This is a genomic window from Sphingomonas sp. Sph1(2015) (assembly GCF_001970915.1).
GTDB classification, from domain to species: domain Bacteria; phylum Pseudomonadota; class Alphaproteobacteria; order Sphingomonadales; family Sphingomonadaceae; genus Sphingomonas; species Sphingomonas parapaucimobilis.
Window position 1 is genome coordinate 142,354 of record NZ_MQUI01000001.1, and the last position, 13,043, is coordinate 155,396.

General features: G+C 66.5%; 9 protein-coding genes. 5 read left to right on the top strand and 4 right to left on the bottom strand.

The features are described 5' to 3' along the window. Positions 1 to 179 precede the first annotated feature (179 nt). The 3 genes from BSZ14_RS00625 (at position 180) to BSZ14_RS00635 (ending at position 5,236) form a co-directional block, all read left to right on the top strand. Positions 180 to 1,694 carry an ArnT family glycosyltransferase gene (locus BSZ14_RS00625; RefSeq protein ID WP_338012060.1) on the top strand — a complete coding sequence of 505 codons (1,515 nt, stop codon included), beginning with the start codon at positions 180 to 182 and terminating at the stop codon, positions 1,692 to 1,694. A gap of 74 nt (positions 1,695 to 1,768) precedes the next feature. After that, positions 1,769 to 2,632, top strand: a complete 864-nt coding sequence (gene yghU, locus BSZ14_RS00630) for a glutathione-dependent disulfide-bond oxidoreductase (protein WP_076709225.1) — start codon at positions 1,769 to 1,771, stop codon at positions 2,630 to 2,632. Between the two features lie 210 nt (positions 2,633 to 2,842). After that, positions 2,843 to 5,236, top strand: coding sequence for a hypothetical protein (locus BSZ14_RS00635; RefSeq protein WP_076709227.1), 2,394 nt, complete (start codon positions 2,843 to 2,845; stop codon positions 5,234 to 5,236). 343 nt (positions 5,237 to 5,579) lie between these two features. Here BSZ14_RS00635 and BSZ14_RS00640 read toward each other — a convergent pair whose 3' ends face one another. After that, positions 5,580 to 6,362 carry a glutathione S-transferase family protein gene (locus BSZ14_RS00640; RefSeq protein ID WP_076709230.1) on the bottom strand — a complete coding sequence of 261 codons (783 nt, stop codon included), beginning with the start codon at positions 6,360 to 6,362 and terminating at the stop codon, positions 5,580 to 5,582. Continuing rightward, entirely contained in the window at positions 6,359 to 6,805 is a 447-nt protein-coding gene (locus BSZ14_RS00645; protein WP_042483414.1) for a MarR family winged helix-turn-helix transcriptional regulator, read from the bottom strand. Before BSZ14_RS00645 ends, BSZ14_RS00640 begins: the two co-directional genes overlap by 4 nt. 110 nt (positions 6,806 to 6,915) lie before the next feature. On the opposite strand from BSZ14_RS00645, the gene BSZ14_RS00650 reads away from it, so the two are divergent. Further along, the gene (locus BSZ14_RS00650; RefSeq protein ID WP_042483415.1) at positions 6,916 to 7,341 is read left to right on the top strand and encodes an organic hydroperoxide resistance protein; all 426 of its coding nucleotides are present in this window, start codon (positions 6,916 to 6,918) and stop codon (positions 7,339 to 7,341) included. 241 nt (positions 7,342 to 7,582) lie between these two features. Here BSZ14_RS00650 and BSZ14_RS00655 read toward each other — a convergent pair whose 3' ends face one another. Beyond that, entirely contained in the window at positions 7,583 to 8,605 is a 1,023-nt protein-coding gene (locus tag BSZ14_RS00655) for a LacI family DNA-binding transcriptional regulator (protein WP_076709232.1), read from the bottom strand. Between the two features lie 63 nt (positions 8,606 to 8,668). After that, entirely contained in the window at positions 8,669 to 11,194 is a 2,526-nt protein-coding gene (locus tag BSZ14_RS00660; protein ID WP_076709342.1) for a TonB-dependent receptor domain-containing protein, read from the bottom strand. Between the two features lie 229 nt (positions 11,195 to 11,423). Between BSZ14_RS00660 and BSZ14_RS00665 the strand changes: the two genes are divergently transcribed. After that, positions 11,424 to 12,941, top strand: a complete 1,518-nt coding sequence (locus tag BSZ14_RS00665; protein ID WP_076709235.1) for a tryptophan halogenase family protein — start codon at positions 11,424 to 11,426, stop codon at positions 12,939 to 12,941. Positions 12,942 to 13,043 lie beyond the last annotated feature (102 nt).

Genomic DNA, 13,043 nt, shown 5'->3' on the forward strand with positions numbered 1-13,043 from the left:
GGCTAAGACGGAGCAATCCCCACCAAACCGGACATGGTGGCTGAAAATATTTTCACTCGGCCGGGAACCATGTCGATTTTCTTTGCGAAGGCCCCGGTGTCGATGACATGGGCGAGCCGCACCGGGCGGATCCGTGGGGTTTCGTTTCGCCCGTCGCCCATTCTCCAACAGGGTTCGAGATGACGGAAATGACGCCCGCCCGCCCGGCTTTTTCGATGCCGCTTAGGTTCAATCTGTACCTGAACCGGCCGATCGGCGCGGCGCTGGTCCTGCTGGCCTTTGCCGTGCTGACCCGGATGCGCGACTTCGGCAATCCGGTCGCCCATGTCGACGAGCAATATTATCTGCTGGTCGGCGATCGCATCCTGCACGGCGCACGGCTCTATGTCGATCTGTGGGACCGCAAGCCGCCGGGGCTGTTCCTGTTGTTCGCCAGCTTCCGCCTGCTGCCGGGTGACGGGTTCCTCGCCTATCAGCTGGTCGGCGCGGCCTGCACCGCGGCTACCGGCTGGCTCGTCTGGCTGGCTGCGCGGCGCATGGGGCTAGGCTTTCCGGCGGGACTGGCGGCGGGGGCCGCCTATATCCTGTGGCTGCCGCTGCTCAGCGGGGGAAGCGGCCAGTCGCCGGTCTTCTACAATCTGGCGATGACCGCCGCTGCGGTGCTGACGCTGGAACTGCCGCGCCTGGCCGAGCGGCGGGCGGTCGGCGCGATCATCGTCAGCGGCGCCATCGCCTGTCTGCTGGCGGGCATCGCGATCCAGATCAAATATACCCCGCTGGTCGAGGGGGCGTTTTTCGGCCTTGCGCATCTCTGGTATCTCTGGCGGGCGCGGGCGGGCGTCGTGGTTGTGGTGCTGGCGGCACTGGCCTGGATGGTGCTCGGGCTGCTGCCCACCGCGCTGGTCGTGCTGTATTTCTGGCTTGGGGATACAGCGGCATTCGACGCCTTCTGGTTCGCCAATTTCACCTCGATCACGCTGCGGCGCGGCTATCCCGCGGCCAAGATCATCGGGCGGCTTGCCGGGATCGGCGGGCAGTTGCTGCCGCTGATCGCCTGTGCGCTCTATAGCTGGCGCCAGGGGCCGAAGCATCCGGCGCTGACGCTGACCCGCATCTGGCTGGGCTTCGCACTGGTTGCCTTTGCGATGATCGGGGCATTTTTCGACCATTATGCCCTGCCGCTGGTCGCCCCGCTGGCGCTCGCCGCCGCCCCGGCCTTTGCGCTCAGCCGAAAGGCGGTGGTTGCGGTGTTCACGATCGGGGCCGCGCTGTTCGTCTTCCACTCCGCCACCAACGACCCGGGCGAGGGCGACGGCATCCGCCGCATGGCGAAGGCGATGGCGGCGGTGGACGGGCGCGAATGCCCTTATGTCTTTGCGGGCGACTCCAGCCTTTACCATCTGTCGGGCGGCTGCATTCCGACCGCTTACGCCTTTCCCTCCTCGCTGGCCTATGAGGCGGAGCGCGGCGCGATCGGGATCGACGAAAGCGCCGAGGTCGCCCGCATCCTCGCCCGGCGTCCGCCCGCCATCGTGACGCTCGACGATCCCTTCTCGCCCTGGAATGCCGCGACCCAGGCCCAGGTCTCCGGCGCTTTGGCACGCGACTATCGGCTGGTCATGGCGGTCCCGCGCGAGGAGCGGCATGAAATGCTGTACGTCCGCCGCGACCTGCCCGTTCCGCCAGCGAAATAAAAGGCACGGTCGCGGTTGTTTTTGCCATCGCCGCCGCCCATCTCCCGCGCCGGACAAAGCTGGAGCCAAGAGCCATGAGCGACGACGCCTATACCCCGCCTGCCATCTGGACCTGGGACAAGGAGAGCGGCGGGCGCTTCGCCGCCATCAATCGTCCCGTCGCCGGGGCGACGCATGACAAGGACCTGCCGGTCGGTGAGCATCCGCTCCAGCTCTATTCGATGGGCACGCCCAACGGGGTGAAGGTCACCATCCTGCTGGAGGAACTGCTCGCCGCCGGTCATGCGGGGGCGGAATATGACGCCTGGCTGATCAGCATCGCCGATGGCGACCAGTTCGGCAGCGGCTTCGTCGCGGTCAATCCCAATTCCAAGATTCCGGCGCTGGTCGACCGGCGGGGGGCCGAGCCGCTCGCCATCTTCGAGTCCGGCGCGATCATGACCCATCTGGCGGAAAGCTTCGGCGCGTTCCTGCCGACCGAACCGGCGGCCAAGGCGCGAGTCCTGTCCTGGCTGTTCTGGCAGATGGGCAGCGCGCCGTTCCTGGGCGGCGGCTTCGGCCATTTCTATGCCTATGCGCCGGTGAAGATCGAATATGCGATCAACCGCTATGCGATGGAGGCCAAGCGCCAGCTCGACGTGCTCAACCGCCAGCTGGAGCATAACGCCTTCGTAGCGGGCGACGAATACAGCATCGCCGACATGGCGATCTGGCCTTGGTACGGGCAGTTGGTGCTGGGTGATCTCTACAACGCCGCCGAGTTTCTTCAGGTTCAGGAATACCCCCATGTCCTGCGCTGGGCGCGCGAGATGGCCGCCCGACCGGCGGTGAAGCGGGGACGGATGGTCAACCGCACCTTCGGCGAGCCGTCCGAGCAGCTGCGCGAACGCCATGACGCCAGTGATTTCGAGACGAAGACGGCGGACAAGCTGGGCTGAAACTTGTCCTCCCCTGCAAGGGCGAGGTGGCAGCCTGAAGGGCTGACGGAGGGGGATCTTCGCGAGGCGCATCATGTGCTGCACGCCCCCTCCACCATGCTGCGCATGGTCCCCCTCCCCGTAAGCGGGGAGGATTTGCAACGTGACGCCCGCATGTCATCTGCCGCGAATGGCTTGATCCCTGCCGCCGACTGCGCCTTAAGTCCTGCCATGCTCCCTCGCCTTCCCTTTCCGCGCCCGCTGATGGCGGTGGCGCTCGCGGCGGCCGCCCTGGTCGAAAGCCCGCTATGCGCCGCGGACCCCGCGCCCTTCGACCTGCCGGGGCCAGCCTTGCGTATTTCCGTCACGCGCGGCGACCGCACACTGCCCATCGCCGAGGTGCCCAACCTCGCCACCGGCGACCGGCTGACGATCGAGGCGGACCTGCCGCGCGACCAGCGGGCGCATTACATCCTCTTCTCCGCCTTCCTGAGCGGCGCGACCAATCCGCCGCCCAAGGACTGGGTGAAGTCGGCCGAGACCTGGAAGCCCAAGGACAAGGACCGCCGCCTGACCCTGACCGTGCCCAAGGGCGCACGGCAGATGGCGCTGTTCCTGGTGCCGGAGACGGGTGGCGCATCGGGCACCATCGTCGATGCGGTGCGCGACCGGCCGGGCGAGTTCGTCCGCGCGGTGCAGGACCTGAACCAGGCCTCGCTCGACCGTTCGCGGCTGAACGCCTTTGTCGCGGCGATCCGCGCGCAGGAGAACAGCCACCCCGAGTTTCTGCGCACCCTCGCGCCCGCCCTGTCCAACAGCCTGGCGATCAAGCTGAACCCCGACTGCCTGGCCAAGGTGATCGAGTTGCAGGCCGCCTGTCTGCTCGAAAACCAGGAAAATCTGGTACTGGCCGACATCCATAGCAGCTCGATGACCGACACGCTGATCGGCGCGCCGACCGATCTGGCCTTGCAGGTCAGCTATACGCGCGAAGCCGGACTGGGCTATTACAGCCCCTATATCGCCGTGGTCCGCGACATTGCGCGGGTGTTCGGCGCGTTCGGCAATCCGCAATTCGGCTATCTGCCCACATTGGCGACGCGCGACGGCGACCGGATGGCGCTGCTGCTCAACGCCGCGCCCTCCTTCGCCAAGCCCAAATCGGTGCTGGTCGCCGCCATGCCCGCCATCGACGCGGCCAGTCCGCCGCGTCTGCGCGTCACCGGCGACGTCCCGCTCTGCGGGGCGCGGCCGGGCCTGGTCCTGCCGGTCGAGGGTGCGCCGCTGATTTACTCGACCGCGTTCGCGCGCAACATGATGGTGTCGATCACCGCCGCCGACGGCAAGCGGCTCGACCTGCCCGTCCGCGCGCGCGCCGATCGCGGGGGTTATGTCCTGACCGATCCGCTGCCTTCGGGCGCCTTGTCCGGCAAGGTGTCCGCCAAGCTGCACGGCGAATGGGGCTTCGACAGTTTCGAGGGGCCGAACTTCACCCTGCAATTCCCGGGCAGCGGGGAGTGGCGCACGGACGACAGCGGACAGAGCCTGGTCGTCGGGCGTGACAACAGCGTCGCGCTGACCGGCCCGGCCGCCGCCTGCGTGACCGGCGTGACGATGCGCAGCGGCTCGGCCGCCCCGCAGTCGGTGCCCTTCACCTTGCGCGGCGCGGACGGGATCACCGTCACCCTGCCGTTGAAAGCGGCGCGGGCGGGCGACGTGACGCTGGAGGTCCAGCAGATCGGGGACGCCGCGCCGCGCACGGTCGGCTTGCGCGCCTTTTCACCGGCCAGCCGGATCGACACCGTGACGCTGGCCAGGGGAGACCGCTTCGCGACGCTGACCGGACAGCGGCTGGACGAGATTGCCGGGGCCGAGATCGGTGACGTCCGTCTCTCGCCCGACGGCCTTACGCGTGAGGGCGATACCGACCGGCTGGTCGTCACCGCCGCCGATGGTCGCCAGCCCTCGGGCACGAGCGCAAAAGTCCGGCTGACCGATGGGCGCACCCTGTCGGTGCCGATCACCACCGCCCCGCCCCGCCCCGCCGCGACGCTGATCGCGCGCAGCCTGACCCCCAAGGCGGCGGCGGGCGCGGTGACGCTGGCCACCAAGGACGAGACGATCCTGCCCGACAATAGCCGCCTGACCTTCTCGGTTCGGGCAGGCGAAGGCACCCGGCTGGCCCCGACCGACGCGATCGAGGTCGGCACAGCGGATGGCAGCGCGTCGGTGACGCTGGAGGGCGGACACGACGTGCGGCTGTCCTCGCCCGACATCGCTGTCGCGACACTCGATCCGGCACGGCTGGGTCCGGCGGCGGCGGGGGCCTTACGCTACCGGGTGGTGCGCGGGGGCATCAAGGGCGACTGGAGTCCGCTCGCCACGCTGGTGCGGCTGCCGGGGATCGATGCGATCACCTGTGCCGCCGACGGATGCCAGATGGCGGGGCGCGACCTGTTCCTGATCGACCGGGTGGCGGCGAGTGCCGATCTGGGCGCAGCGGTGAGTGTGCCGCCAGGGTTCACGGCGGCGCGGTTGACGGTGCCGCCGATGCAGAATGGGGTGCTGTACGTGACGCTGCGGGATGCGCCGGGGGTGGTGTTTACGCTGGTCCAGAGGCCATAAAGCGGAATGGCATGAGATGGCCCCCCTCCCCCGAAAGGGGCTCGTGGGATTCAAGGCAAAGCCACCCCGCTCCGGGGATTCCCCGGCCTTCGACTGTGCTCAGGCTAGAGTTGAAAGCGATCAGCATTGCACGGTTTTAGCCCCTCCCCTTCAGGGGAGGGGTTGGGGTGGGGCATCGCCATGGGCGTTTCGCTTGCGGAAGCGCCCCACCCCCGGCCCCTCCCCTGAAGGGGAGGGGTGAGCAGAGTTGATCGTTTTCGACTCTAAACGGGGTTTGGGGGCGTTGGAGCTTGGTACTGATTGCCGTTCAGCCTGAGCGAAGTCGAAGGCCAAGCCCCGAACCTCAACCCGGCCACGAGAACCGGATCGTATCCTCGCGCAACCCGTCCAGCACCACCGGCACCCCGCCCGAGCGGATCATCCATTCCAGCCGGTGGTCGCGATATTCGCGTCGTCGTCCGCCGCTGCGATAATGGTCGGCGGCCTGCGCCATATGCGCCGCCGCCGCATCGAACTCGGCAAAGGTCTCGGCCACCGCGGGCCGGGCCGAAACCCGCTCATGCCATGACGCCAGCGCCGATACCGCCACTGGCGCCAGCCCGTAATGCACCGAACGGTTGACCATCGGCGCGACCGCCGCATCGGCGCGCCCGAACGTCTCACCGCCGAACCAGGGCGCATCGCCCAATCGCTTCGTCAGCCACGCTTGAAGCACCCGCGTATCCGTCGCCGCGACATGGCGCATGTCATCCGCCAGCGCACCCTCGGCGCGGCGGAACCACAGGATTTCGCCATAGCCCCAGTTCACCGCCTCATAGGGGCCGTCGGCAATCTCCTCGACCTCGCGCTGGCGGGCGCGCACAAGCGGATAGCGGGGCATCAGCGGCGAGCCCGGCCAGCGTTCGTCGAGATAGTCGAGGATGATCGTCGAATCGAAGATCGCCTGTCCATCCTCGACGATCAGCACCGGGACTTCGGTCCGGGGATTGGCGGCGGCAAATTCGGTATCCTGCCGCCCCGTGCCGAAATCGTCGGGCAGCACGCATGTAAAGGCGATGCCCTTTTCGCGGAGCACGATCTTCACCTTCTGCCCATAGGAGGACAGCGGATGATCATAGAGGATCACGCCGCCGCGCCCTCGCGCCGTTCGAGTGCCTGGCGCAGCGCGTGAACCTCGGCCTTCAGCGCCTTGAGGTCATCGACCTCCATCCCCGACCGGGCGATCAGTTCCTCGCCCAGGCAGCCGCACCGGTCGCGCATCTCGCGCCCGGCGGGGGTCAGGCTGACGCGCACCTGCCGCTCGTCGTGCGGATCGCGTTCGCGCACCAGCAGCCCGGCGGCCTCAAGCCGCTTGACCAGCGGCGTGACCGTGCTGGACTCCAGCGACAGGCGTTGCGCGATCGCACCGATCGTGCGCCCGTCCTCCTCCCACAGGACATGCAGCGCCAGATATTGCGGATAGGTCAGGCCGAGCTGGTCGAGCATCGGCTTGTAGCTGCGCTGGATCGCCATGTTGGCGGCATAGACCGCGAAGCACAGCTGTTCGTCGAGCGGCCATGGGGCCGACATTCGCCATCTCCCTTTAGAGCGAAATGCATATCACGATAAAAGAACCGCTGGACAAGTCCGTTCCACCACCCCATATATTTATCGCGATAAATAGTATCGGAGACATCATCATGACGATCGACGTGAAGTATCAGACCCAGGCGCGGGCCACCGGCGGTCGTGACGGCCATGCCGCCACCCCGGACGGCACGCTCGACGTCAAGCTGTCGACGCCGAAGGAACTGGGCGGCGCCGGCGGCGACGGCACCAATCCGGAACAGCTGTTCGCGGCGGGCTATTCGGCCTGCTTCATCGGCGCGCTGAAGGTGGCAGGCCAGCAGCTGAAGGTGAAGATTCCCGATGCCGTCGCCGTGTCGGCCAAGGTCGGCATCGGTCCGCGTGCAGCGGGCGGGTTCGGCATCACCGCCGACCTGACCGTCGACCTGCCCGGCATCGATCGCGCCGAGGCCGAGAAGCTGGTCGAGGCCGCGCATCAGATCTGCCCCTACTCGAACGCCACGCGCGGTAATGTGGATGTCGGCCTGACGCTGGCCTGACACCCTTTGTTTCTTCCCTCTCCCCTGGATAGGGGAGAGGGTTAGCGAAGCTTGCCAGCTTGGCTGGCTAGCGCAGCTTGGGTGAAGGGTTGAGCGAGCCTTTGGCTCGCGCGCGCTCTGCGCGCCACCCCTCACCCAGCTCCGACTAAGCCTTTGCTCACGCAAAGACCAAGTCTGCGCAACCCTCTTCCCTCTGTGAGGGGCGAGGGAAGCAATACGCAAAAATCGAAGTTTTCTGCTCCTAAGCGGAATCGCGGACGATCAGGCGCGGTGGCATTTCCAGCCCCGGCGCGGCGGTCCCCTCCAGCCGTGTAAACAACGCCTCGACCATCGCCCTGGCCCCCGCCTCCAGATCCTGCCGGATCGTGGTCAGTCGGGGAATGGCGCGCTCGGCCAGTGGCAGGTCGTCAAAGCCCGTGACCGCGACATCGCCCGGCACCGACTGGCCTGCGGCGACCAGCGCCGCCATCGTCGCGAGCGCGATCATGTCGGACGCCGCGACGATGCCGTCGATCCCCTGCCCTTCGGCCTGCAACCGCGCCAGATTGCCCTCGATCTGGTCGGGCATCAGCTCGGGCGCGAGCGCCACGTCCAGTTGTTGGGGCGGCGGCAGTCCGGCATCGGCCATCGCCTCGCAAAGCCCCGCATGGCGCTGCGCCAGTTCCAGCGTGCGGACCTCGCCCATGAAGGCGATGCGACGGCGGCCGGTGGCGATCAGATGCTCGCCCGCCATCCGCCCGCCCAGCCGATTGTCGACGCCGACCGCGCAGTGGTGCTGGCCGGGCATGGTGCTGCCCCAGACGACGAGCGGCAGATAGGTTTCGGCCACCGCCTCGATCACCGGCAGTTGGTCCGACTGGCCGATCAGCAGCACGCCATCGACCATGCCCGACCGGGTGATGCGCGACAACCAGTCATCATCGTCCGGGATGATCCGCGACAGCATCACGTCATGGTCGCGCGCCGCCAGTTCGTCGGCCAGATGGCCGAGCAGCGACATGAAGAAAGGATCGGACAGCCGCTGCCGCCGCTCATGGCCCAGCGGAATGGCGACGCCGATCACGCCGGTCCGCTGTGCGCGCAGGCGGCGGGCCATCTGGTTGATCTGGAAATTATGCTCGGCGGCCAGCGCCTCGATCCTTGCCCGCGTCTCGGCATTGACGACGCTCTTGCCCGCCAGCGCGCGGCTGACGGTGCCGGGCGACACGCCCGCCAGCCGGGCAATGTCCTTCAGGGTTCGGGCGGGCGGAGCCGATTGGGTCATGGCCGTCCTCCTGAACGAAAAACGGGGCGGATGCCAAGTGGCACCCGCCCCAAGGGGAGTGGATCAGAAGCGGTAGCGGACCGAGGCCGTCACCGTGCGCCCATAGAGCGCGGTGTTGTTGAACACCCCTTGCGTCGAGGACAGGACCGGGAAGATGCCGCCGCCACCACGGAAGCCCAGCTTGTCGAAGATATTGTTGGCGTTCAGGCCCAGCTCCAGCTTGTCCATCGGCCGCACGGTGATGAAGCCGTTGAAGAAGGTCGACCCCTTGATCGTATAGAGGTTGAAGTCGTCCGACTTGGTGCTGGTCTGGCCGTTCATGCTGACGCCGAACGCGATCGGACCGGCGTCATAGGACGGCGACACCACGAACAGGAAGTCGGGCAGACCGCCGGGCTTTTTGCCGACCAGGCCGGGCGTCGCGCTGCTGGTGATCTTCGAATTCGCATAGGTCGCGTCGACCGCCAGGTGGAAGTCGCCATAGGTCACGCGGCTGGTGAACTCGATACCGTAGGAGCGATAGCCGTTCGAGATATTCGGGTTATTGTTCGGCGCCGGATTGTTGATCCGGGTGAAGTCGTAATTATTCTCGGTCAGGGTCGAGTGGAAGCCCGTGACTTCGACCGAATAGGACGCGCCGAACAGGCCGCCGCGCTGCTTCAGGCCGATTTCCTGCTGGTTGAGGAAGTTGACCGACGTCGCCTGCCCCTGTGCGTTCAGCGAGCCGTCGGCGTTGAAGTTGCCCGACAGGACACGACGATCGGCGTTGAAGCGACCGCCACGGCTGGCGCGGGCAAAGACGCTGGTCTTGCTGTCAAAGGCATAGAGCGCGCCCACCGACCAGCTGACATAGCCATCGGTATAGTTGATCTTCTCCACGTTCGGGCTGAGCACCAGCGAGGGGATCAGCGCCGAGCCCAGCGCGTCGGTCACGCGGGTCGTCGGACCGGCGACTCCGCCCTGCGCGGTGCCCTCGCCATGCACGCTGTCATAACGGACCGAGGCGTCGAGGTTCAGCCCGCCGACCTCGTAACCCGCCTGCAGGAAGGGCGCGACATCGGTATAGGTCAGGTCCACGCGACGCGCGCAGCAGCTGCCCCAATTGTCGTTGAACCCCGCCTGGCCCGCGGCGGTCAGCTGCGTGCCCGTGGTCGAGAACAGGTCGAGCGGCGCGGCGTTATTCCCGTTCAGCTCGCTATACTGGCGGTTGACATGCCAGTCCTGGACGATGTTCTGCCGCATCACGAACAGACCGGCGGTCAGCCGCGCCTTGCCCGGACCGACATCGAACTTACCGTTCAACGTCAGGTTGTTGGCAAAATTGTCCATGTTCTTCATGAACACGTTGATGTTCGGGTTGTTGTTCACATAGGCGCCCGTGAACAGCTGCCCGGTATTTGGCCCCGCCGCATAGCGGATCGAGCCGACCGTCTGGCCATTCACCGTCGAACCGATCAGGCCGCCGGTGCCGGTGCGCGTCTGGACGTTGATGAACTGGGTCGTGAAGTTTCCGCTGATCCACTGGTAACGGATCGTGTCGTCCAGCGAGATATTGTCGGTGATGTCGTAATGGACCTGACCGCTGATGCCGGTGACGCGCGGGTGGATGCCCTGCACCTCAGCCGACTTCACGCCGCCATTGTCATAGTCCAGATACTGGAAGTTGCGGTTGTAGATCGTGTAGGCCGACCCCGACCGCCCGTCGAAATTGGGCAGCGGGGTGAAGCCGGTCACCCGGTCGCCGTCCAGCGTGGCCAGCGTCGGCGTGGTGGTGTTGGTCGGAGCCTGTTCGTCCAACCGCTTGAAATACAGGCGAATGAAGCCGCGATTGTCGGGCAGATCCTTGGTGATGTTCGCCTTGATCTGATAGCCGCGCAGGATGTTGAAATTCTCGTTGGTGTAGCCGCCGCCGTTGCGCGCATAGCCGCCGACATGGAAGCGCGTCGTCTCGTCGATCGGGCCGCCATAGTCGAAATCGACACGATGCTCGCGGAAGCCCAGGCCGTTGGAATAGGCGATCTGGCCGCCTTCCACGTCGCCGGTCTTGCTGATGAAGTTGATGACCGCGCCCGGTGCCTGGCTGGCGAAGGTCGAAGCCGAACCGCCGCGCACCGCCTCGACCGTCTTGATATTCTGGTCGAAGCGCAGCCAATAGTCGTTATTGCCGAAGTTGATGTCGCCGAACAGGACGTCGGGCAGGCCGTCTTCCTGCAACGAGACATATTCGGAGCCGCCGGTCGATACCGGGATGCCGCGCACGCCGATATTGGCGTTGCCGCCCGGGCCTGCCGTATCGCTGGGCTGAAGGCCGGGGATGTTGCGCAGGATTTCGGCGGTCGAACGGGGCGTGAAGTTCTGGATCGCCTCCTGGCTGACCTGCGACACAGAGATCGAGCTGCGGAAGCGCGACCGCTCGCCGCTGGTCGCGGTGACGACGATGTCTTCGCTGGAGGCACCGGCGTCGGGGGTGGCCCCTTCCTGGGTCGCCGGGGTCGGAGCCTGCGCCGTCTGTGCAAAGGCCGGTGCGCTGACCAGCGCCACTGCCAAGGCCGCCATCGATCCGCAGGACCGCAGAACGCTCGTCGTCATATCCCTCTCCTGATTCGCCCCGGTGTCCGGGATGTCGTGCATTCTGGGTATCACACTAGCAATCGTTTGCAATGGCATTATGCAAACCTTTGCATGGAATTTTTGTCCAGTGTGATCGTAAAATCACAGCGGCGAGAGCATAGGAGACCGGATGGGATCGCAAACCTTTGCATGATATGGCGTGACAAGGGGCGCCCCCGCCAGCATCGGGGATGATGGAGAGGATGGCATGATGAACGACAGGTCCGCCGAAGCAATCCGGTCGGTCGTGATCGTCGGCGGCGGTACGGCGGGCTGGATGACCGCCGCCGCGCTGGCCCATGCGATGCCGCGTGGCCTGTCGATCACGCTGGTCGAGTCGGACGCCATCGGCACGGTCGGCGTCGGCGAAGCGACCATCCCGCCGATCCGCCTGTTCAACCAGACGCTGGGCATCGACGAAGCGGAGTTCCTGCGCGAGACGAAGGGCAGCTTCAAGCTGGGCATCGAATTCATCGGCTGGGGACGCGAAGGCCATCGCTATTTCCACCCGTTCGGCACCCACGGCAAATCCTTCGATCTGGTCGCGGTGCATCAGCATTGGCTGGCGGCGGGCGGCCCCGCCAGCGGCGTCGCGTTCGACGACCTGTCGATGGCCTGGGGCGCGGGCCAGCGCGGGCGGTTCGCCCAACCCATGGCCGATCCGCGCAGCGTGGCCTCGACCTTCGACTATGCCTATCACTTCGATGCCGGGCTCTATGCGCGGTTCCTGCGCCGCTATGCCGAGGCGCGCGGCGTCGTGCGGGTCGAAGGGAAGATCTCGGGCCACGCGCTGGAGGGCGCGCGCGGCCATGTCGCCTCGGTCACGCTGGACGATGGCCGGGTACTGGCAGGCGATCTGTTCGTCGACTGTTCGGGTTTTCGCGGGCTCTTGATCGAAGAGGCGCTGGGCACCGGCTATGAGGACTGGACGCACTGGCTGCCCTGCGACCGTGCGGTGGCGGCCCCGTGCGAAACCGGCGGCGACGGGCTGACGCCCTATACCCGCTCGACCGCGCGGGAGGCCGGATGGCAATGGCGCATTCCGCTCCAGCATCGGACCGGCAATGGCTATGTCTATTGCAGCCGCCATATCTCGGACGATCAGGCCGCCGCGACGCTGATGGCCAATCTGGACGGCAAAGCGCTGGGCGATCCGCGTTTCCTTCGCTTCACCACCGGGCGGCGCAAGCTGATGTGGAACCGCAACGTCGTCGCCATCGGCCTGTCGAGCGGCTTCATGGAGCCGCTGGAGTCGACCAGCATCCACCTGATCCAGGCGGGCATCGCCAAGCTGCTCGCCTATTTCCCCACGCGGGCCTTCGCCGCCGCCGGGATCGAGGAATATAATCGTGTCGCGATCACCGAATATGAGCGGATCCGCGACTTCCTGATCCTGCACTATAAGCTGACCGAGCGAACGGACGCACCGCTATGGCGCGAATGCGCAGGCATGCCGATCCCCGATACGCTGGCGATGAAGATCGCGCATTTTCGCGAAAGCGGGCGGCTGGTCGCGCGCGACATGGACCTGTTCGGCCCGGCCAGCTGGGCGGCGGTGCATATCGGGCAGTTCAACATGCCCGAGGGACTGGACCCGCTACTGGCCTATGCCGATCCGGCGCAGAGCCGGGGGTTCGTGGGCAAGCTGGCCAGCGCGATCGGGCAGATGGCGGAGTCTATGCCGAGCCATGCGGATTGGCTGAAGAAGATCGGGGCGACTGCCTGATCCTCCCCGGCACGGGGAGGTGGCAGCGCAAAGCGCTGACGGAGGGGAGCTTCGGCAAGGGCCTCCCTTGAGGCCCACCCCCTCCACCACCGCTTCGCGGCG

Excerpts from the sequence above, each read along its gene's own strand:
- BSZ14_RS00625 (WP_338012060.1), top strand. The coding sequence starts at position 180 with ATGACGGAAATGACGCCCGCCCGCCCGGCTTTTTCGATGCCGCTTAGG.
- yghU (WP_076709225.1), top strand. The coding sequence starts at position 1,769 with ATGAGCGACGACGCCTATACCCCGCCTGCCATCTGGACCTGGGACAAG.
- BSZ14_RS00635 (WP_076709227.1), top strand. The coding sequence starts at position 2,843 with ATGCTCCCTCGCCTTCCCTTTCCGCGCCCGCTGATGGCGGTGGCGCTC.
- BSZ14_RS00645 (WP_042483414.1), bottom strand. The coding sequence starts at position 6,805 with ATGTCGGCCCCATGGCCGCTCGACGAACAGCTGTGCTTCGCGGTCTAT.
- BSZ14_RS00650 (WP_042483415.1), top strand. The coding sequence starts at position 6,916 with ATGACGATCGACGTGAAGTATCAGACCCAGGCGCGGGCCACCGGCGGT.
- BSZ14_RS00655 (WP_076709232.1), bottom strand. The coding sequence starts at position 8,605 with ATGACCCAATCGGCTCCGCCCGCCCGAACCCTGAAGGACATTGCCCGG.
- BSZ14_RS00660 (WP_076709342.1), bottom strand. The coding sequence starts at position 11,194 with ATGACGACGAGCGTTCTGCGGTCCTGCGGATCGATGGCGGCCTTGGCA.
- BSZ14_RS00665 (WP_076709235.1), top strand. The coding sequence starts at position 11,424 with ATGATGAACGACAGGTCCGCCGAAGCAATCCGGTCGGTCGTGATCGTC.